Annotated in this window: 19 protein-coding genes; 15 read left to right on the forward strand and 4 right to left on the reverse strand. The window is 63.5% G+C overall.

What is annotated here, in order from left to right; genetic code table 11:
• Positions 1–20 precede the first annotated feature (20 nt).
• From X739_RS149395 to X739_RS149385, 3 genes are all read right to left on the reverse strand, one after another.
• A complete protein-coding gene (locus X739_RS149395) occupies positions 21–1,133 on the reverse strand; it encodes an ABC transporter substrate-binding protein (protein WP_023771581.1) in 1,113 nt (370 codons plus the stop codon).
• Between the two features lie 70 nt (positions 1,134–1,203).
• Entirely contained in the window at positions 1,204–2,298 is a 1,095-nt protein-coding gene (locus X739_RS149390; protein WP_023771580.1) for an ABC transporter ATP-binding protein, read from the reverse strand.
• 122 nt (positions 2,299–2,420) lie between these two features.
• Positions 2,421–3,317 (reverse strand): LysR substrate-binding domain-containing protein, encoded by an 897-nt coding sequence (locus X739_RS149385; RefSeq protein WP_023771579.1) that lies wholly within the window; start codon positions 3,315–3,317, stop codon positions 2,421–2,423.
• A gap of 76 nt (positions 3,318–3,393) precedes the next feature.
• On the opposite strand from X739_RS149385, the gene X739_RS149380 reads away from it, so the two are divergent.
• From X739_RS149380 to X739_RS149310, 15 genes are all read left to right on the forward strand, one after another.
• Positions 3,394–4,980: a peptidase M20 gene (locus X739_RS149380; protein WP_031247807.1), complete on the forward strand. Its 1,587-nt coding sequence runs from the start codon at positions 3,394–3,396 to the stop codon at positions 4,978–4,980.
• Between the two features lie 41 nt (positions 4,981–5,021).
• Entirely contained in the window at positions 5,022–5,954 is a 933-nt protein-coding gene (locus tag X739_RS149375) for a dimethylarginine dimethylaminohydrolase family protein (RefSeq protein WP_015318637.1), read from the forward strand.
• Between the two features lie 161 nt (positions 5,955–6,115).
• Positions 6,116–6,733: a cupin domain-containing protein gene (locus X739_RS149370; RefSeq protein WP_023771577.1), complete on the forward strand. Its 618-nt coding sequence runs from the start codon at positions 6,116–6,118 to the stop codon at positions 6,731–6,733.
• 132 nt (positions 6,734–6,865) lie between these two features.
• The gene (locus tag X739_RS149365; RefSeq protein WP_023771576.1) at positions 6,866–7,807 is read left to right on the forward strand and encodes a substrate-binding domain-containing protein; all 942 of its coding nucleotides are present in this window, start codon (positions 6,866–6,868) and stop codon (positions 7,805–7,807) included.
• Positions 7,808–7,903: 96 nt separating this feature from the next.
• The gene (locus tag X739_RS149360; protein WP_023771575.1) at positions 7,904–8,701 is read left to right on the forward strand and encodes an ATP-binding cassette domain-containing protein; all 798 of its coding nucleotides are present in this window, start codon (positions 7,904–7,906) and stop codon (positions 8,699–8,701) included.
• Positions 8,698–9,717 carry an ABC transporter permease gene (locus tag X739_RS149355; protein ID WP_031252078.1) on the forward strand — a complete coding sequence of 340 codons (1,020 nt, stop codon included), beginning with the start codon at positions 8,698–8,700 and terminating at the stop codon, positions 9,715–9,717. Before X739_RS149360 ends, X739_RS149355 begins: the two co-directional genes overlap by 4 nt.
• Position 9,718: 1 nt before the next feature.
• A complete protein-coding gene (locus X739_RS149350) occupies positions 9,719–10,807 on the forward strand; it encodes a phosphotriesterase (protein ID WP_023794923.1) in 1,089 nt (362 codons plus the stop codon).
• A gap of 30 nt (positions 10,808–10,837) precedes the next feature.
• Positions 10,838–11,608, forward strand: a complete 771-nt coding sequence (locus tag X739_RS149345) for a glutamine amidotransferase (protein WP_023794924.1) — start codon at positions 10,838–10,840, stop codon at positions 11,606–11,608.
• A gap of 3 nt (positions 11,609–11,611) precedes the next feature.
• Entirely contained in the window at positions 11,612–12,523 is a 912-nt protein-coding gene (locus tag X739_RS149340) for a ribokinase (RefSeq protein ID WP_023794925.1), read from the forward strand.
• The gene (locus X739_RS149335; protein ID WP_023771570.1) at positions 12,520–13,368 is read left to right on the forward strand and encodes a BtpA/SgcQ family protein; all 849 of its coding nucleotides are present in this window, start codon (positions 12,520–12,522) and stop codon (positions 13,366–13,368) included. Before X739_RS149340 ends, X739_RS149335 begins: the two co-directional genes overlap by 4 nt.
• Complete coding sequence (locus X739_RS149330; protein WP_023784302.1) at positions 13,365–14,621, forward strand: Zn-dependent hydrolase; 1,257 nt, start codon at positions 13,365–13,367, stop codon at positions 14,619–14,621. The genes X739_RS149335 and X739_RS149330 overlap by 4 nt, the downstream gene beginning before the upstream one ends.
• A 204-nt stretch (positions 14,622–14,825) precedes the next feature.
• A complete protein-coding gene (locus X739_RS149325; protein WP_023794926.1) occupies positions 14,826–16,979 on the forward strand; it encodes a penicillin-binding protein 1A in 2,154 nt (717 codons plus the stop codon).
• Between the two features lie 109 nt (positions 16,980–17,088).
• Positions 17,089–17,673, forward strand: coding sequence for a DUF1214 domain-containing protein (locus X739_RS149320; RefSeq protein ID WP_023794927.1), 585 nt, complete (start codon positions 17,089–17,091; stop codon positions 17,671–17,673).
• On the forward strand, positions 17,666–18,235 hold the full coding sequence (locus tag X739_RS149315; RefSeq protein ID WP_023794928.1) for a DUF1254 domain-containing protein: 570 nt from the start codon (positions 17,666–17,668) through the stop codon (positions 18,233–18,235). Before X739_RS149320 ends, X739_RS149315 begins: the two co-directional genes overlap by 8 nt.
• A gap of 479 nt (positions 18,236–18,714) precedes the next feature.
• Positions 18,715–19,770, forward strand: coding sequence for a hypothetical protein (locus X739_RS149310; protein ID WP_023784300.1), 1,056 nt, complete (start codon positions 18,715–18,717; stop codon positions 19,768–19,770).
• Here the strand turns inward: X739_RS149310 and X739_RS149305 are convergent.
• Complete coding sequence (locus X739_RS149305) at positions 19,748–20,095, reverse strand: DUF1491 family protein (RefSeq protein ID WP_023794929.1); 348 nt, start codon at positions 20,093–20,095, stop codon at positions 19,748–19,750. The genes X739_RS149310 and X739_RS149305 overlap by 23 nt on opposite strands.
• Positions 20,096–20,164: the final 69 nt, after the last annotated feature.

Here is a 20,164-nt window from a genome sequence, read left to right on the forward strand (position 1 = left end):
CAGATCAGCATCGCCGCCGCTCAGGCGGAGATGATCTTGGTGTATTCGTCGAGCGCCGGCCCATAGTTCTTGGCGTACCAGTCCATGTCGAGCGCGATCTGCTTCTTCATGTTCTCGGGATCGACGGGGTTGATGCGCTTCTTGTCGGCGGGGATCAGCGCGTCAGTCGCCGGATTGGCCGGGCCCTGGCCGAGCTTGTCGAACATGACGAGCTGCTTTTCCGGATCCTGGGCGCTGGCGATGAACTTCATCGCCGCATCCTTGCCGCCTGGGTTGTTCTTGAGCACGGCCAGCGCGCCGGGCGAGATCAGGCCCTGGTCCCAGATGAACTTGATCTTGCCACCGGAATCCTGCTCGATCAGCGAGGCGCGCGTCGACCAGACGATCGCCATCGAGGCTTCGCCATTGAGCAGCACGCTCTGGCTCTCGGCGCCGCCGCCCCAATAGGCGACGACGTTTTCCTTGAAGGCCGATATCTTGTCATGCGCACGTTTTAGGTCGAGCGGGTAGAGCGAAGCCGGCGCGATGCCGTCGGCCAAAAGGGCCGCTTCCCAGCTCGACACGCCCCATTTGTAGAGCGAACGCTTGCCCGGGAATTTCTTCACATCGAAGAAATCGGCCATGCCGGTCGGTGCATCCTTGCCGTATTTCTCGGAATCGTAGGCGATGACATAGGAGAAGAAATAGGTCGAGGCGGCATAGTCCCAGCCGAAGCCCGGCCGCATCTTCTTCTTGTCGACTATGTTGTAGTCGATCGGCTCGAGCATGCCTTGGGCGCCGAGCGTAATGGCCGAGAACGGGTCGACGTCGACCAGGTCCCAGGTCGGGGCGCCGCTCTTGGATTGCGCGGCGATAGCGCCTTCGGTCGGGCCCGAGCCGTCCATCTTGACGGTGATGCCGGTGTCCTTGGTGAAGGCCTGGCCATAGGCCGCGTCGTAGGCCGTGATGGCATCGCCGCCCCAGTTGACCAGCACAAGTTCCTTCGCTGCGGCAAAGGCGCCGGTCGAGCGCAGCAGCATCGGCGTGCCGGCGAGCACGAGGGCAGCGAGTTGCGTGAATTGACGACGCGAGATCTCGCCGCGCCTCGTCCTTTCGGACAGCGTTTCGATGGCCTGTTTCTTGGTGTCGTTCATGTCAGTTCCCCTTTGTTTTCGTTGATTTTAATTCCGGAAGCCGGTGCGGCGGATCAGGCCGCGCCGGCGCTCATTGTCCTCCGTCCGGAAGGAGGAAACCCTTTTCCGCCGGCCATGTCAGCCACACGGAGTTGCCCTTGCTGAGCGCCGCCGCCGCGACCTCGTTGGGCACCGAGACGGTGACTTTGGCACCCTGGCGCGTGGTGAGGTCGAGCTTGGTCGCCGCCCCCAGGTAGGTCGAGGCGATTGCCGTCGCGGCAATGCCGTTCTCTCCGGCGGCGGCCTCGCGCGCTATCGACATGTGTTCGGGCCGGATCGCCAGGATGGCGTCGCCACGGACCTTCTCAGCCTTGCAGTGCATGCTGACCGCGCGGTCCTCACAGAGGCCGGTCGAGCCGTTGTCGAGGGGCTTAACCCCTTTCAGCGGCAGCATGTTGATCTCGCCGAGGAACTCGGCGACGAAGCGATTGTCCGGCCGGTCGTAGACCTCGTCCGGCGCGCCGACCTGCAGCAGTTTGCCATGATTGAAGATGGCCACGCGCGAAGACAGCGCCAGCGCCTCGCTCTGGTCGTGGGTAACGAAGACGAAGGTGGTGCCAGTCTCCTGGTGCAGGCGCTTCATCTCTGCCTGCATCTGGCCGCGCAGGCTCTTGTCCAGCGCCGAAAACGGCTCGTCGAGCAGGAGCACGCCCGGCTCGAACACTAGCGCCCGGGCCAGCGCGACGCGCTGCTGCTGGCCACCGGAAAGCTGCGAGGGCAATTTCTTCTCGTGGCCGACCAGACCGACGCGCTCGATCATCTCGCCGACACGCTTTTTGATCTCGGCGGCCGATTTCTTGCGGACCTTGAGCGGGAAGGCGATGTTGGCCTCGACGCTCATATGCGGAAAAAGTGCATAGCCCTGGAACACCATGCCGGCGGCACGCTGCTCGGCCGGGCGGCGGGTGATATCGGCGCCGTCGCTGAAAAGCCTGCCCTCGGTCGGCTGCACGAAGCCGGCCAGGATCATCAGGAAGGTGGTCTTGCCGGAGCCGGAGGGCCCAAGCAACGTCAGGAATTCGCCGCGGCCTATGTCGAGCGTCAGATTGTCCAGCGCACGGAACGAGCCGAAGCTCTTGCCGATCCCGATTGCCTTGATCTCTGCGGCCCGGCCGGGTTGCTGCATCCTGCCTCTATCCTTACCGTTGAGCCAAATCGTAGGCAGGGCCGAAGCTCACCGCAACCAAATAGTTTTCGCCTGATCGGCAAATTTCATTCATCTATGGCGGGCTGGCGCCACCCTGCCTCTCAATAAGGCTGAATGCGGTTCTCGGAGAGAGTCGACCTCAGCCATCCCGCGAACGCTTGCAGGACCGGGTGCGAGGCCTTGGCGTGTTCGGAGACCAGAAAATAGGAGCGCGGCGAATTGATCGCGATGTCGAAAGGCCTGACCAGACGGCCTTCGCTCAGCGCACGGCGGCTGGTCAGTTCGTCACCCATGGCGATCCCCTGCCCGGCAATCGCCGCCGAGAAGACGAGGTTCATGTCGGAAAAGACGATGCCGCCTTCGGTGTCCGGGTTCTCGACCTTGGACAGCGCCAGCCAGCGTGCCCAATCCTCGGTGTCGTCGAGATGGAGCAGATTGGCGCGCAGCACGTCCGCCGGCCGGGAAAAGCCGCCGACCTTGTTGAGCAGCGTCGGGCTGCAGAGCGGGGTGAACGAGATTTCGCACAACAGCTCGGCCATACGGTTCGGCCAATTGCCCACGCCAAATGCGATGAAGGCGTCTGCCTCGGCATTGCTGACATCGTCGAGCCGCCGGGGCGTCAGGATGCGCAGCGCGACATCGGGGTACATCTGCCGGAACTCGCCGATATGGGTGCACAGGAACAGCGAGGCGAAGCCCGGTGTACAAGAGACGGCGAACGAGCCGCCGACGCCAGTGCCGGCATCGCGCGTCACCGCGTCACCCAGCACGGTCAGCGCCTTGCGCACGTCGCTGGCATAGCGCTGCCCACGCGGGGTGAGCGCCACCCCCTTGCCGATGCGCTCCAGCAGATCGAAGCCGAGATCGCGCTCGAGCAGCCGCAATTGGTGGCTCACCGCGCTGCGGGTCAGGTGCAGTTCGTCGGCGGCGCGCCAGACGCTGCCATGCCTGGCAAAACTGTCGAGCGCGCGTAGCGCCTGTGTCGATGGAATTCTCAAGAGGTGAACCGAATTTGCATGAACCAGGAAAACATATCACTTTTTGGCGAGCCGCTTCACTGCTTTCTTCTAGAGCATGGACAAACCGGTGACGACATCGGCGCAAGAGACCGCGCTTGCCTGCCTCGACGGCATCCAGCCCCTGCTGTCGGCATGGACACGCACCATCTTCGATTTCGGCGAGACCGCCTGGCGCGAGTACCAGTCGGCCGCCTGGTATGTCGATCGGCTCAAGCGCGAGGGATTTTCGGTCGAGGAAGGCTCGGGCGGCATGCCGACCGCCTTTTGCGCCCATTGGACGAACGGTGCCGGACCGACAGTGGGCATGTATGCCGAATATGATGCCGTGCCCGGCAATTGCCAGGACGCCGTGACTGTGAGGCAGCCGCGACCTGGCCTTGGCGCCGAGGCCGGCGGCCATACCGACCCGCATTCGGGGCTCGGCATAGCAAGTCTCGGCGGCCTGCTCGCCACCAAAGCCGCCATGCAGCGCCACGACATTCAAGGCACGCTGCGCTTTACCGGCGAGCCGGCTGAGAAAGTGCGCGGTTCGAAGCCGATCCATGCGGCAAAAGGCTACTATGACGGCCTTGCCGGCATGATCTCCTTCCATCCCTTCTACATGCTGCCGCTCTGCAATACCGCGCGCTGGGACACGCATTGCGGCGCGGCCTACGCGATGATCTATCGATTCGTCTGCGACGAACCCGAAAATTGGGTTCGCGCAAGCGACGGCGCACCGATCCCGCAGGCGCATTCGGCCGTCAGGGCACCGGGCGCCAACGACGCACTGATGACCATGTACATGGCCTCCAAGGCGTTGCGCGATTCCATGCTGCCGCACCAGGGCGGCTGGTCGATCAGCGAGGCGATCCTGACGGCCGGCCAGGCCACGGCCGACAATCTGCCGGCGGGACTGGCGGAGATCCAGTACATGATCCGCGTGCCCACCATCGGCATGGCCGAGCAGGTAACGGCGGTGCTCGACCGCAATGCCGCGGCCGCGGCCGCGATCAGCGGCTGCCGCTACGAGCGGCACTGGGTGTCGAAGTCGCGGCCTGGGCTCGCGAACCACGCCATGGCCGGGATTGCCTATGAAGCCCTGTCGACTGTCGGGCCGCCACGCTGGGACCAAGTCGCCAGAACGATCGCGCGGGAAATCCAGGTCAATGCCGGCGGCACTGCTACCGAAAACCCCTTTATCGAGGAGCTTGAGCGGCTGATTTCGCCACAAGAGGCCGAGGCAGTCCTGCGCCGCGACCTGCCGCCCTCTCAGGTGAACTCGACCTCCGACGACTACACCGACATGAGCTGGCACGCGCCGACCGCCCGCTTCTATGTCGCCCGCCCAGCGCTCCGCTCCGCGAATGGCAGCGCATATCCCTCTTGGGTGATGAATGCGCTGGGTGGCATTCCCGCGACGATCGACCCGATGGTCATCTGCGCCGCCAAGACGGTCGCGCTGACGGCGCTGCGCCTGCTCGAGGACCAGACCGCCCGCGACGCGGCAAAGGACGAGTTCACCACCCGTACCGGCGGTGGCGTCGGCGGCTCCAACTGGATCGCGCCACTCTGCGACTACGACCCGCCCATCAACTTCCGCTGGCCGGAATATGTCACCACCGCGCGCGGCCGCGACTGGTGGATCCCAAACAACGCATGACCTGAGCAACCCTTTAGAACGAGCCCACGAGGAGAACCCGCATGACCGTCCATGACCGCATCATCGCCGAGCCGTTTTCGCTTCAACGCCGCAACCCGGCCGGCGGCACCAAGCCGCTGACCGTCTGGGGCTTCGCCAACGAAACCGATGTGTTGACCGACGTGCTGCTCGGATCGCCGAATTTCCTGCGCCACCTGTCGACCAGCTCGCTGTCGCGCAAGCACCTGCGCGAAGCCCCCTGCAACGTCCAGATCGCGCAGGCGCAGCACAAGGATCTTGTCGCGGCCTACGAGCATTTCGGCGTCAACATCCACTGGCACGAGCCGACGCCGGAATTGCCGATGCAGGTCTATTCCCGCGATTCCAGCGTCATGACGCCTTATGGCGCGATCATCACCGCCATGGCCAACTGGTGGCGGCGCGGCGAGAACTACGCCGCCATCCGCACCTATGAAAAGCTCGGCATCCCGATCTATGACATGGTGACGGCCGGCACTTTCGAGGGCGGCGACTTCAATGTCATCGAGGACGGCGTGGTGCTGATCGGCTGCGGCGGCGCCCGCACGCAGGAGGAAGGCGCCCGCCAGGTGCAGGCCTGGTTCGAGAAGGAAGGCTGGGAGACACGCATTGCCTTCATCGACGAATATTACGTCCATATCGACCTGATGGTGGTGCCGATCGCCGAAAAGCTCACCGCCGTCTGCCTCGCCTGCACCGAGCCCGGCATCGTCGACTGGCTGAAGGGCAAGGGTCACGAGATCATCGACGTTCCCTTCCAGGACACGATGGCGCTCGGCTGCAACTTCATGTCGCTGGGCAAGGACCGGGTGATCGCGCCGACGTCCAGCAAGACGCTGATCGAAAAACTCAAGGCGCGCGGCTTCGAGGTCGCGGCAGTCGACATGAGCGAAATCTCCAAGACCGGCGGCGGTATCCATTGCATGGCACAGGCGCTGAAACGTGAGGCGGCATAGAGGACCGCCGCTCTCACGAGCATTGGAGAGGCGCGCGGCGGCGGCCCTGGATTGGTCTTTGACCTTATCCGACGACGCGCTGTCCGTTTTTCGCAGGATGGACAACGACCGGGATCGGTTTTACGAGTCAGCGCTACCAGCGGAGATGTTCGCGCACCCCAATGAACAAGATCGATACCCATAACAGCAAGCACGGCGACGAGCGCTCGACCGCGACCAGCCTCTTGCGGCTCGGCACACGCTTGAAACTCTCCCGGCAGACGCACGGCCTGACCCTGAAGGCGCTGGCTGCCGCCGCCAACTGCTCCGAGAGCCTGCTTTCCAAGGTCGAAAACGGCAAGGTCTCGCCCTCACTGCCCATGCTTCACCGGCTGGTCGAGGTGCTCGGCACCAATATCGGCTGGATGTTCGAGGAGTCCGACGGCGAGGAAGGCATCGTCTTTCGGGCCGGGTCGCGACCGCTGATCGCTCTCGATCCGCTGCGGCGCGGCGAAGGCATTTCGCTCGAGCGCGTCATTCCCTATTCGCCGGGCCATCTCCTGCAGTGCAACATCCATCACATCGAAGCGGGCGGTGAAAGTGCCGGCCCCATCCAGCATGCTGGCGAGGAAGTCGGCTATCTCCTGGAGGGCGCTATCGAACTGATGGTCGGCGAAAAGACGTTTCGCCTGACGGCCGGAGATTCCTTCGTTTTCAACTCCGAACTGCCGCACTGGTATCGCAATGTCGGCGATGAACGCGCCAGCATTTTCTGGGTCAACACGCCGGCGACATTCTGATCCCCATTTCTTTCGTTCAAGCTGCTAATTCAAGTGACTTGACAAGAAATCAAGTATCTTGAATTATCCGTTTGCGCTCAGTGCCAAATGAGCCCGATCAAGGGCCTTTTTGCAACATCAAGGGGAACCGAAATGCGTCTTACCAAGATTCTTTCAGGCTGCGCCGCAGCCATCGCCATGACCCTCGCCCTCGGCTCTGCTTCCGCCATGGCCGAGACCTATGCGCTCGTCACCATCAACCAGCAGGCCCTGTTCTTCAACCAGATCAATGACGGTGCTACGGCCGCGGCAAAGGCCGCCGGAGTCGACCTCGTCATTTTCAACGCCAACAATGTGCCGAGCGCGCAGAACGACGCGATCGAGAACTACATCACCCAGAAGGTCGACGGCATCATCCTCGTCGCCATCGATGTCAACGGCGTGAAGCCGGCGATCACAGCGGCAAAAGCCGCCGGCATTCCGGTCATCGCCATCGACGCGCAGATCCCGAACGGCGACAACGTCGCCTTCGTCGGCGTCGACAACACCAAGGCCGGCGAAGATATCGGAAAATTCTATGCCGACTACGTCAAGACCAAGCTGAACGGCACCGCCAAGATCGGCGTCGTCGGCGCGCTCAATTCGTTCATCCAGAACCAGCGCCTCGACGGCTTCAAGAAGGCCGTCACCGATAGCGGCCAGAAAGTCACCTTCCTAGATACGGTCGATGGCCAGAACGTACAGGACGTGGCGCTGTCAGCCTCCGAGAACCTAATGACGGCCAATGCCGACATGACGACCCTTTATGCGACTGGCGAGCCGGCCTTGCTCGGCGCGGTTTCCGCCGTCACCAGCCAGGGCCGTACAGGCGACGTAAAGGTATTCGGCTGGGATCTGACCAAGTCGGCGGTACAGGGTCTAGAAGAGGGCTGGGTCATCGCCGTCGTCCAGCAGGATCCGGCCGGCGAAGGCAAGGCTGCCATCGAGGCCTTCGGCAAGCTCAAGAAGGGCGAGAAGATCGATCCGATCATCAATGTTCCGGTCACCATCGTGACCAAGGAAAATGTCAGCCAGTTCAAGGGCATGTTCAAGTAGTATCCCCAAGACCGCCGGGCCGCGCATCGACCTGACGGTGGCTTGCGCGGCCCGGCGACCGATTGAACATGTCGCGCTTTAAGAACTGGAACCATGATGAGCGATGGCGAGACCTACCGCGTCAGGATGACCGGTATTTCCAAACGATACGGCCCCATCCAGACGCTGGACGATGTTTCGCTGCAGTTGAAGCCCGGCGAGGTGCTCGGCCTGGTCGGCGACAATGGCGCGGGCAAATCGACCCTAAGCAAAGTCCTGTCCGGCGCCGTCATTCCGGATTCCGGGTCCATCGAGATCGACGGCAAAGCTGTCTCTTTCTCGTCGCCGGCGGATGCCCGCGCCTCACGGGTGGAGATGGTCTACCAGGACCTTTCGCTCTGCGACACCGTGGATGTGGCGGGCAATCTCTTTCTCGGCCGCGAACCGCGCCGCCACGTCCTCGGCGTCCCGTTTCTCGACAACAGGCGCATGCATGACCAAACGCGCACCATGCTCGACCGGCTCGGCATCGTCATCGCGGACACAAGGCTCAAGGTCGAGAACCTCTCCGGTGGGCAGCGCCAGTCGATCGCCATCGGCCGCGCCGCCTCCTTCGATCCGTCGGTGCTGATCATGGACGAACCGACCGCGGCTCTTGCCGTGGCGGAAGTCGAAGCGGTGCTGGAGCTTATCCGCACGGTCAGCGCTCGCGGCGTCAGTGTCATCCTGATTACCCATCGGCTTCAGGATTTGTTCCTGGTCTGCGACCGTATCCAGGTCATGTATGAGGGCCGCAACGTCGCCGAACGAAAAATCGGCGACACCAGCATCGAGGAGGTCGTCAACCTGATCGTCGGCCGGAAATTCAACGCGCGTTCGGCGCGCGCCAGCCGTGATGAGGCGGTACAGCCATGAACGCCACCTCCCCGTCGGCCGATATTGCGGCCCCGTCGTCCAAACGCGCCCGCAAGAACGGCTGGAAGGATATCGCGCTGGCCAATGGCAGTGTCGTCTCCATCGCGCTGTTCTTCATCGTAGTGTGCGTGGTGTTTTCGATGATCACCGGCACCTTCCTGACGACGCCCAATCTGCTCAACATCGTCCGCCAGTCGGCCCCGCTGTTGATCGTCGCGGCAGCCATGACCTTTGTTATCACCACCGGCGGCATCGATCTGTCGGTCGGCTCCGTGCTGGCGCTCGCGGCGACGCTGTCAGCCGTCCTGCTGCAGGCTGGCCTGCCGTGGCCGCTCGTCGTCGTCGCCATGCTGGCGCTGGGCGCGGCGATCGGCGCCTTGCAGGGCTTCTTCATCGCCTATGAGCGCATTCCGGCCTTCATCGTCACGCTGGCCGGTCTTTCCGTCATCCGCGGCGTGGCGCTGCTGATCACGGGTGGCTATTCGATCCCGGTCGAGCCGACGAGCTTTTTCGTCAGCATCGGCCGGGCGTGGTTCCTCGGAGTGCCGGTGCCGGCGCTGCTCGCCCTTGTCGTGCTGATTGTCGCCTACCTCGCCTTCAACCAGACGCCGTTCGGCCGCTATGTGACCGGTATCGGAGCCAACACCGAGGCGGTGCGCCGCGCCGGTGTCGACACGCGCTTCATCACGCTGTTCGTCTATGTACTGTCGGGCATGGCGGCGGCGTCCGCCGGCATCATTCTCGCGGCCCGGCTCGGTTCGGGCTCATCGAACTCCGGCCAGGGCTTCGAACTCGACGTCATCGCCGCCGTGGTGCTTGGCGGCACCAGCCTGTTCGGCGGGCGCGGCACGATCATCGGCACCGTACTCGGGGCACTGACCGTCGCGGTCATCGGCAACGGCCTAATCCTGGCGCATATGTCGCCGTTCCTCACCCCGATCGTCACCGGTACGATCATCCTCATTGCCATCTGGCTGAATTTCCGCCTGTTCAAGGGCGCGGTGCGGAGCCGCTGACATGGATCACCTTTTCGACGACAAGCCGAGGGAACGGGCGCCGATCGGGGTCCATTCCGGCACGGTGATGACCGTTACCGGCCCGGTCGCGATCGCCGATATGGGCGTGACGCTGATGCATGAGCATATCCTGCTCGACGGCGCGACATCCTGGAAATGCCCCTGCCATCCCGACGAGAAGAAGATCGCCGAGCAGCCGGTCAGCATGGAGATCATCGGCGAACTGCGGATGAACCCCTACATGAACCGCGACAACGTCTCGCTCGACGACAGCGACCTAGCCCTGTCGGAACTGGCGAAATACCGTGCGCTCGGCGGCCACACCGTGGTTGATGCCACCAATATCGGCATTGGCCGCGATGCGGTGAAGCTGGCGCGCATCGCCCGCTCTTCCGGCTTGCGTATTGTCATGGGAACAGGCTTCTACCTGCAGCACACCCACCCCGATTGGCTGAAGGCGATGGACGTCGATGACGTCACCGAATTCCTGGTCAACGATGTCGGCGGCGCGAAGACGCAGCCCGAAATCATGGCCGGCATCATCGGCGAGGTCGGCGTCAGCAAGGATTTTACCGACGAGGAGCGCAAGTCGCTGCGGGCTTCGGCGCGCGCGGCCAGGATCACCGGCGTGCCGCTGACGATCCATCTGCCCGGCTGGGAGCGGCTGGCGCATGACGTGCTCGATGTCGTCGAGGCGGAAGGCGCGAATCTCCGGCATACGGTGCTTTGCCATATGAACCCGAGCCACAACGATCTCGCCTACCAGAAAAGCCTGGCCGCGCGTGGTGCCTTCCTGGAATACGATATGATCGGCATGGATTTCTATTATGCCGACCAGAACGCGCAATCGCCGTCCGACGAGCAGAATGCGCAGGCGATCCGCTCGCTGATCGACATGGGGCTGGTCGACCGTATCCTGCTGTCACAGGACGTTTTCCTGAAGATCATGCTGACCCGCTTCGGCGGCTTCGGCTACGGTTTCATCCTCAAGCATTTTGTGCCGAGGCTGAAACGCCATGGCGTCGAGCAGACGGCGATCGACCGCATGCTCATCGACAATCCAAAGACCGTGTTCGCCGCGAGCCTCTGAGCCACGGCCCTAAGCAATAAAGGAGTATGCATGTTCAGGAAGAAGGTTCTTCTCGCAGGCGAGTCCTGGGTTTCGACCGCGACCCACATCAAGGGCTTCGACCAGTTTCCAACCGTGACCTATCACACAGGCGCCGACGAATTGTTGGCCGCATTGAAGGACGGTCCATTCGACGTCACCTTCATGCCAGCGCATGAGGCGCAGCGGAATTTTCCCCAGACCATGGAGACGCTTTCGGCCTACGACGCGGTCGTGCTTTCCGATATTGGCGCCAACACGCTTCTGCTTCATCCCGACACCTGGGTCCACTCCAAGCCGACGCCGAACCGGCTGCGCCTGCTGCGTGACTATGTCGGCAATGGCGGCGGCCTCTTGATGTTCGGCGGCTATTACAGCTTCCAGGGTATCAATGGCGGCGCGCGCTATCACAAGACGCCTGTGGAGGATGTTCTGCCGGTCACCTGCCTGCCGGTGGACGACCGCATCGAGGTTCCGGAGGGCTATGCGCCGGTCGTTGTCGGCCCGCAGAGCCATCCGATCCTCCAAGGTCTGGGCAAGGATTGGCCGATCCTGCTCGGCTTCAATGAGGTCACGGTCAAAGACGATGCTGAAGTTCTGGCCACCGTTTCTTCCGACTACCGTTCGCTGCCGCTGCTGGTGACGGGCAAATTCGGCAAGGGCCGTACGTTGGCCTGGACGTCGGATGTCGGCCCGCACTGGCTGCCGCCGGGCTTCATCGCCTGGAACGGCTACAAGACGCTGTTCGAACAGATGCTCGGCTGGGCGACATCCAGGGATTAGGCTATGCACCTCCATATCGTCGGCAATGTCTGCGTCGACACGACGTTTCGGCTGGACCGGTTTCCGCATCCTGGGGAAACGTTGAACGCTGCAGAACACGCTGACGGACTTGGCGGCAAGGGAGCGAACCAGGCGGTGGCCACCGCCCGCACCGGTGCCGATGTCCGCTTCCATGCGGCGATCGGCAACGATGCCGCCGGAGCATGGATAAGAGAACAACTCAGCCGAGAGCTCGACATCAGCCATCTGACGATGCTGCCACTGCCCAGCGACAGATCGACTATCATGGTCGATGGGCGTGGCGAGAACCTCATCGTTACCGGCGCCAGTTGCGCAAAGGCTTTCGATCCGCTGGCAAATAGCGATCTCCTGCAATCGATCGAACGCGGTGACATCGTGGTGATGCAAGGCAATTTGGATCCGGATGTAACGGTCGCTTGCCTGCGGACCACGCGCGCCGCGGGAGCCATGACGATCTTCAATCCAAGCCCACTGGCGGCCGGTCATCCACCGGATTTGTGTAACGTCGGCCTGGTCATCGCCAACGCCGGCGAGGCAGCAGTTTTGACCGAAGCCGCGGAGCCTGCCGAGGCGGCCCGCGTTTTGATCCAACAAGGGGCTGGTGCTGCGATCGTGACCCTTGGCGCGCAGGGCTGCATGGTGGCCTACGGTAGCGGACAAATCCAACGGATCGCGGCGCCCAAAGTGGCCGTGATAGACACCAGCGGCGCCGGCGACGTCTTTTGCGGCTGCCTCGCCGGTTGTCTTGCGGCAGGCATCGACCTCGCCAAAGCGGCGCGGATCGCGGTACGCGCCGCGGCCATCTCGGTCGGACGCGCCGGCACTCTCCAATCCTGCCCCGACAGGCGGGAGATGAAAACGCTCATGGAAACGACGGAAGCGGAAACCGCATGATAAAATCCCCCAAAGCCATCGGATCCAAACAAGTCACGGACGACGCGCTGCGGTCGATCTTCGGCAGGAGCAAGGTGGTGATCGGCGTCGTTCACCTCGCCCCCCTGCCGGGCGCGCCGCGCTACGATGGCGAGGCGGTGGAGGCCATCTACCAGCGCGGCCTGGACGACGCCAAAGCTTATCTCGATGGCGGCTGCGATGGCGTGATTGTTGAAAACCACGGCGACGTGCCGTTTGCCAAACCGGATGACATCGGGCCGGAAACTTCCGCCTATATGTCCGTCGTGTCCGACCGTATTCGCGGGGAATTGGGCCGGCCGATTGGCATCAACGTGCTCGCCAATGCTTCCATTCCAGCGCTGTCGATCGCCAGCGCCTCGGGCGCGGCCTTCGTGCGCGTCAATCAATGGGCCAACGCCTATGTCGCCAATGAGGGGTTCATCGAAGGCGAAGCGGCGCGCGCCATGCGCTTTCGCGCCAAGCTTCGGGCCAATGGCATCCGCATCTTCGCCGATGCCCATGTCAAGCATGGCGCCCATGCCATCGTTGGCGACCGGCCGGTCGAGGAACAGGTCAAGGATCTGGTGTTCTTCGATGCCGATGCTGTGATCGCCACCGGCCAGCGCACCGGCCACGCCGCTGACCTCGGCTATATCAGGATGATCAAGGAAGCGGCCGGATTGCCGACGCTGGTTGGCAGCGGAGTCACGCCTGAAAATGCCAACGACATCCTCGACATCGTCGATGGCGTCATCGTCGCCAGTTCCCTGAAATATGACGGAGTCTGGTGGAATGAGGTCGATCCGCAACGGGTGAAAGCCTTCATAGGCGGCCTCAAGCGGTGACTTTGGTGCCGGAGATCAATGGCGAGCGGCTGCTCGAACGGCTCGACGCCTTCGCCCGCATCGGCGCGACACCGGCCGGAGGCGTCAACCGGCAGGCGTTCAGCATTGAGGATCGCAGCGCCCGGCGCCTGCTTGCGCAACTGGCACTGATGCGCGGCTTCACGATATTTCAGGACGGCATCGCGAACCTCTTCATCCGCCGCGAAGGTTCGGATGCCGCGCTGCCGCCCCTCATGATCGGCAGCCATCTCGACAGCCAGCCGACCGGCGGGCGCTTCGACGGCGCGCTCGGCACGCTTTGCGCCTTCGAGGTGCTTGAAGCGTTGGAGGACGCGATGATTGAAGCCAGGCGGCCGATCGAGGTGGTCGCATGGGCCAATGAAGAAGGCAGCCGCTTCGCGCCGGGCGTCATGGGCTCCATGGCCTTCACCGGTACCGATACGGCTGCATGGAAATCGATCGTCGGTGTCGACGGAGCGTCCCTCGCAACGGAACTCGAAGCGACGATCGCGGCCTTGCCGGAAGCGAGGCTGCGCCCGACCGGCATGCCTGTATCCGGCTATATCGAATTGCACATCGAACAGGGGCCGTCGCTCGAAAAAGAGCTGACGCCGATCGGTGTCGTCACCGCCGTTCAGGGCACGCGCTGGCTGGAAGTTTGCATCGAGGGCAGTGCCGGTCACGCCGGCACGACTGGCCTTTCCTATCGCAGAGACCCCATGGTCGCCGCGATTGCCGCGATACACAGGCTGCAGACGACGATCATGCCGCTCGACGCGAGCGCACGACTGACGGTCGGCCGGATATCGGCACAGCCGGGATCGATCAATGCCATACCGCAGTCCGTGACCTTCACAGTGGATCTGCGGCATCCACAGCTGGAGCGGCTCGATGCTATCGAGGCTGAGGTGCGCGCGGTCTGCGCCGCGGAGGTGGACGGCCAGCATTGCTCCGCAACGATCAGGCGGTCGTTCGACATGCCGGGTGCAGCGTTCTGTCCCGATATGATCAAAATCATAGAGGATGCCGCCGAGTCCCTGGAATTAACCTACAAACGGATGATATCGGGCGCGTTCCACGACGCGTTGTTCATCGCCCGTGTGGCGCCTGCGGCGATGATCTTCGTGCCGTGCCGTGACGGGCTGAGCCACAATGAGGCGGAATATGTGGAGCCGGCGGACGCGATCATCGGCGCACGGGTCCTGCTGCAGGCAACAATCGCAGCCGCCTCGCGCCCCACCCGGACAAGGTGATCTCGGCGACCTGAAACCGGCCAGGCGCATTGTTTTGGAAGTCGCGGCGGCCTCCCCTGCCCCTTCGCATCAACAAACCGTGCCCCTGTGTCCTCGCCGCCCTTGTGAGTGTCCGTAAATGGATGAATAGTCGGACAGGGTGCCGCCCTGAAATTGCCCGCTTGCGGTTTTCAGGTCGCGCCAGAACCGAGCCGGGTTTTTTGAATGGTCAGCCCTGAACCACGCAGAAGAAGAGGTCCGATCGCCGCCTGGTTGCTGGCGCTGGACGCGTGGCTCGATTCCTCGCTCTATGAAATCGGGTTCAAGGCGCGCCTGTTCTGGGAGGCCGCGACGATCTTCTCGCGGCGCTTCCGTCTCAAGGGCTGGCGCCGCGGCTTCATCGAACTTTTGAGCGAAGGTTTTACACTCGGCGCCGGCGGCATGGTGGTGATGCTGGCGCTGGCAATACCCGCTTTCCAGGATACCACCGGCGACTGGCGCGCCCAGGGCGACTTCGCCGTCACCTTCCTGGACCGCTATGGCAACGAGATCGGCCAGCGCGGCATCATCCAGCGCGATTCCGTGCCGGTCGACGAGATGCCGGACCATGTCATCAAGGCGGTGCTCGCCACCGAGGACCGCCGGTTTTTCGACCATTACGGTATCGACGTGCTCGGCCTGTCGCGCGCGATCTTCGAGAACGTGCGGGCGAATTCGGTCGTCCAGGGTGGCTCGAGCATCACCCAGCAGCTGGCCAAGAACCTGTTCCTGACCAATGAGCGCACGTTCGAGCGCAAGATCAAGGAGGCGTTCCTGTCGCTGTGGCTGGAGGCCAATCTGTCGAAGAAGGAAATCCTGCAGCTCTATCTCGACCGCGCCTATATGGGCGGTGGCACGTTCGGCATAGAGGCGGCGGCGGACTTCTATTTCGGCAAGAGCGTCAAGGACCTGAACCTTGCCGAGGCGGCGATGCTGGCCGGCCTGTTCAAGGCCCCGACCAAATACGCGCCGCATATCAACCTGCCGGCGGCGCGCGCGCGCGCCAACGTAGTGCTGTCCAACCTCGTCGATTCCGGCTTCATGACCGAAGGCCAGGTGCTGCAGGCCAGACTGCACCCGGCCGACGTCGTCGACCGCGGCGAACAGAAGAGCCCCGACTACTACCTCGATTGGGCCTTCGACGAGGTCAAGAAGATCGCCAAGCCCGGCCAGCACTCGCTGGTTGCCCACACCACCTTCGACGCCAACATCCAGAAGGCGGCGGAGGAGTCCGTCGAGTTCCACCTGCGCCAGTTCGGCAAGGAGTACAACGTCACCGAAGGGGCCGTGGTGGTCATCGAGACCAATGGCGCGGTGCGGGCGATCGTCGGCGGCCGCGATTACGGCGCCAGCCAGTTCAACCGCGCCACCAAGGCACTGCGCCAGACCGGCTCGTCGTTCAAGCCCTATGTCTACGCCACGGCGATGGAACACGGCTTCACGCCGAACTCGATCATTTCTGGCGGGCCGATCAGCTGGGGCAACTGGTCGCCGCACAATTACAGCGGCGAGTCGGCGGGCAACATCACGCTGATCATGGCGATGGCCAAGTCGATCAACACCGTGCCTGTGCGGCTGGCCAAGGACCATCTCGGCATCGCGCCGATCAAGGCATTGGCGGAATCGTTTGGGGTGGAATCGCCGCTCGAAGGGCACAAGACGATGGTGCTCGGCACCTCGGGCATGACGGTGATGGACCAAGCGACGGGCTACAGCGTGTTCGCTCAGAACGGCTTCGTCGGTTCCCGGCACGGCATCACCCAGCTCGTAACCCGCACCGGCGACGTGGTGTATGACTGGACCAAGGACGCGCCGCCGCCGCATCGCGTCCTGTCCGAGCAGGCCCTGAAGTCGATGAACACCATGCTGGCGGCCGTGCCGGTGATGGGCACGGCGCGGCGGGCGCAAATTCCCAACATCGTCGTTGCCGGCAAGACCGGCACCACGCAATCCTACCGCGATGCCTGGTTCGTCGGCTTCACCGGCAACTACACGGCGGCCGTGTGGCTGGGCAATGACGATTTCACCCCGACCAAGAACATGACCGGCGGCTCGCTGCCGGCGATGGTGTGGCAGCGGTTGATGGTCTACGCGCACCAGAACATCGACCTGAAGCCGATCCCGGGGATCGACAAGCCCTTCGTCGACGAGGAGGTCGCGGCCAAGGCCGCCGAGGCACAGAAGAAGAGCGAGGAGCAGGCAGCGGCCGATGCCGCCGCCGAGCGGCCGCCGGTGCTGTCCAGTCGGACCACACAGACGTTGCGGGACATGAGCCAGATGTTCCAGGCGGCCCCCAAACTCGACGCCCCCGCTCCACCCGAAAGGTTGTCGGCGCTGTGATATCCGCCCGCTGAGACAAGACCGACAGGGAAATCCATCACGCCTGCTTGCCACAAGGCCCCGCACCGCGATATCCCCGAACGGCAATTCCGCGCGCACCTGGCCCTTCATGCTCAAGAACGCCTTCCTGATGCTGATTTCGCTTGCCATAGCCATTGGCGGGGGCGGCGCCAGCGTCTGGTATGCGCTGAAGATCCAGGACGGTGTCGGCGCGATCAGGATCGGCCAGTGGACTGCCTTCCCCGACATCGGCACACCGGCCGCGGACCCCTATTCCAAGGCCCGCGTGGCCCGTGAGGGCGTGCTGGCGCTCGGTCGCGCCGAGGGGCTGTCCTTCGTGGCTGAAAAGGATGCCGCCGGCGACCAGCTCAAGCGGGAATGCGCCTACAGGATCGAGGGCGGGTTTCCGACAGCGCGGTTCTGGACGCTTTATGCCGCCGATCAATCGCTCGGCGTCGTCGAGACCGGCAAATCGCGGCTTGCGGCTCTTCAGTCCTACGAGGTGCTGCGCCAACCGGACAATTCCGTGATTATTTCCGTAGGCCATCAACCCATGCCGGGCAACTGGCTGCTGACCGACGGTTCTGGACGGATGTATTTCGTCCTGACCCTCTACGACACGCCGATCGCCAGCAGCACCGGCCTGTCAGACGTTTCGCTGCCCAGGATCGTCAAGGCGGGCTGCGATGCGTAGATTGCGTGCCGCGTTGCGCAGGCTTCTGCACGCCATCCTGCTCGGCCTCGTCGGCGCCGGCATCGTCCACATTGTCGTCCTGCTTCTGGTGCCGGAATTTTCGGAACGCGACGCCTGGTCGCGTCTCTCCATGGCTTCGGATCTCTACAAGATGAACCGGCTCGATGCCGAAGCGGGCGGCGCACCGGTGGTGAAATCGGTCGACCCGCTGTTCTACGCAACGGCCTGCCGCTTCGACCTCGAGGAAGGAATGGTCCGGATCAAGGCGCCGGGAGACGTCCCGTTCTGGTCGGTGTCGGTCTATGACCGCAGCGGTCACAACATCTATTCCTTCAACGACCACACGGCGGCGGGCGGCAAGCTGGATGCCGTCGTGCTGACGCCGGCGCAGATGATCGACGTGCGCAAGGACCTGCCCGAGGATCTTCAGGGAGCGATCTTCGTCGAGGCGCCCGTCGATGAAGGCATCTTCGTCATCCGCAGCTTCGTACCCGACGAGAGCTGGAAGCCGATCGTGTCGCGCTTTCTCGATCAGAGTTCCTGCGAGTTGCAGGATTTCTAAGCCGCGATCCTCGATCGCGGATCCGGAGCAGAGGGCCTGACGGACCGCACCATGGCTTCAGCAAAGCTCAGTGGGGGACTGCTCAGTGATGGGGGACTGGCGTCCGTGGCGACCCCGGCTTGTCTGGCCCTGCAGGCCGGGCTTCGCCGGTGCTGGACCGCTCATAACGGATGCCGGGAAATATGATCACAGCCGCCGGTCTTTCGGTGGTTTGCTTGGCTCGATTGGCCGGTGCCGCACGCGGCACGAAAGACAGTACCATGCCCATGATTCGCGCATTCCTCTCGGTTTCCCCGGAGCACAACGCCACGCCTCCAAATATCATTAAGGCCGGCAGAGGGTTAACGGAGCGCTAACGGATCGCCGCTAAATTGATCTTTGTTCCCGGGGTCAGAGAGTTCTGACCGAGGCAATCGCGAAACCGGCATAGTCCCGGTGCCGCGAGGTCGAGTGTGTATCTGGTGTCAGGCGTATCCTTCGTGTCATCTTCGGATTTCAGGCAAATCGCGATAAGGACGCAATCGGGAAAAGCCGAAAGGCTGTTCCGCGCCGCCGTTTCCGCGTTCTGCTCGCTGACGCGACCGTCGCGCCGGGAGATCGGCCAGCTCGAAGACCTGACGCTGCCTCTGTTCGACGATGTATCCGTCGAATCGCGGCGCTACGTGGCAGCCGCCCTTTCCGAATGCGAATACGCACCCGCGGCCCTGGTGCGGCGCCTCTGCGAGGAACCGGTCGACATTGCCGCTCCACTGCTCATCCGCTCGCGCGCCATCAGCGATATCGACCTGATCGCGCTGATTGGCCGGCATGGGTTGCCGCATGCGCGCGCCATAGCGCGGCGCAAGGACCTGAACCCGACCATCGCCGATCTGATCAGAGCGCTCGAAAGGCCGACCCTGGTGCGGAGGCGGGATCCGGACGCAGCCCCGGCGCAGAGCCTTGTCGTGCAGGCGCAAGCGACACCGGACAGCGCGACAAGCCAGCAAACGCCCCGCCAGCAAACGCCCGGCCAGCAAACGCCCGGCGTTGCCGCCGAGAGCGCGCGGCGCAAGCTGCGCTCCATGATGCGCACTGGCGACCAGGCCTTGGCGGCGAAGGTCGAGGCGTTTCCCGGTGCGGACACCTTTGTCAAACTGCGCGAGACGGCACTGACGGGAAACGCCGCGTTGTTCCACACCGCGCTAGCGGACGCTCTCGACATCGATTTTGCGATCGCGCAATCGCTGACCGCCCACCAGAATTATGCGCCGCTGCTTGCGGCGCTGCGCTCGCTCGACTTCAGCGAGGACCGGGCATTCCTGGTCACGGTCGCCGTCTATCCCGGCCTGTTCCCGCATCCCCAGGCCATCCGCACCTATCTCGACCGCTACCGCCTGCTGCATCGCGACGCTGCCCTGGATAAAGTGCGGGAGTGGAAGGCCGCAACCCTGTCCAAGGCGGTTCGCGGCAAACCACCGGCAAACGGCGACAGCCGCAAGGCCTCCAACAGCGACGAAGCCGACGCTCCCGACCTCAGGGCGTCTTCACGAAAATAAGCTGCTCGACGGGAACGCTCCCGGCCTCGATCTCGACCACCCAGATGTCGGGATCGAATTTTTTCTCGCGTTCCAGTCTCGCATCGAGTACGGCGGCATCCTCGCTGGCGGCGAGAAGGCTGAAAAAACGGTCTTCGGGCTTGGCCGAATCGTAGCTTGTCTGCGGTGCCGGCCCGTAGAGAGCCGTTTCACCCAGCCTGCCCCGCGCCAGGATGAACACGGCCCCGGCCTCCGTCGCACCGCGATTGACCACGGCAGCAAATCCGCCTGCGCTGAAAACCCGGCGCAACAGGGCCGAGACCCACAGATCAGCGGTTACACGCATGGAGGACTCCCGAGGACATGCGGGCTCTCTACCGAAATTTCCCGTGGAGGGCGAGGCGTCGTTTTCGGC

Source organism: Mesorhizobium sp. LNHC209A00 (assembly GCF_000502915.1).
Taxonomy (GTDB): domain Bacteria; phylum Pseudomonadota; class Alphaproteobacteria; order Rhizobiales; family Rhizobiaceae; genus Mesorhizobium.

Excerpts from the sequence above, each read along its gene's own strand:
- X739_RS149335 (WP_023771570.1), top strand. The coding sequence starts at position 12,520 with ATGATAAAATCCCCCAAAGCCATCGGATCCAAACAAGTCACGGACGAC.
- X739_RS149370 (WP_023771577.1), top strand. The coding sequence starts at position 6,116 with ATGAACAAGATCGATACCCATAACAGCAAGCACGGCGACGAGCGCTCG.
- X739_RS149395 (WP_023771581.1), bottom strand. The coding sequence starts at position 1,133 with ATGAACGACACCAAGAAACAGGCCATCGAAACGCTGTCCGAAAGGACG.
- X739_RS149350 (WP_023794923.1), top strand. The coding sequence starts at position 9,719 with ATGGATCACCTTTTCGACGACAAGCCGAGGGAACGGGCGCCGATCGGG.
- X739_RS149375 (WP_015318637.1), top strand. The coding sequence starts at position 5,022 with ATGACCGTCCATGACCGCATCATCGCCGAGCCGTTTTCGCTTCAACGC.
- X739_RS149325 (WP_023794926.1), top strand. The coding sequence starts at position 14,826 with ATGGTCAGCCCTGAACCACGCAGAAGAAGAGGTCCGATCGCCGCCTGG.
- X739_RS149365 (WP_023771576.1), top strand. The coding sequence starts at position 6,866 with ATGCGTCTTACCAAGATTCTTTCAGGCTGCGCCGCAGCCATCGCCATG.
- X739_RS149315 (WP_023794928.1), top strand. The coding sequence starts at position 17,666 with ATGCGTAGATTGCGTGCCGCGTTGCGCAGGCTTCTGCACGCCATCCTG.
- X739_RS149380 (WP_031247807.1), top strand. The coding sequence starts at position 3,394 with ATGGACAAACCGGTGACGACATCGGCGCAAGAGACCGCGCTTGCCTGC.
- X739_RS149345 (WP_023794924.1), top strand. The coding sequence starts at position 10,838 with ATGTTCAGGAAGAAGGTTCTTCTCGCAGGCGAGTCCTGGGTTTCGACC.
- X739_RS149320 (WP_023794927.1), top strand. The coding sequence starts at position 17,089 with ATGCTCAAGAACGCCTTCCTGATGCTGATTTCGCTTGCCATAGCCATT.
- X739_RS149355 (WP_031252078.1), top strand. The coding sequence starts at position 8,698 with ATGAACGCCACCTCCCCGTCGGCCGATATTGCGGCCCCGTCGTCCAAA.
- X739_RS149360 (WP_023771575.1), top strand. The coding sequence starts at position 7,904 with ATGAGCGATGGCGAGACCTACCGCGTCAGGATGACCGGTATTTCCAAA.
- X739_RS149340 (WP_023794925.1), top strand. The coding sequence starts at position 11,612 with ATGCACCTCCATATCGTCGGCAATGTCTGCGTCGACACGACGTTTCGG.
- X739_RS149305 (WP_023794929.1), bottom strand. The coding sequence starts at position 20,095 with ATGCGTGTAACCGCTGATCTGTGGGTCTCGGCCCTGTTGCGCCGGGTT.
- X739_RS149390 (WP_023771580.1), bottom strand. The coding sequence starts at position 2,298 with ATGCAGCAACCCGGCCGGGCCGCAGAGATCAAGGCAATCGGGATCGGC.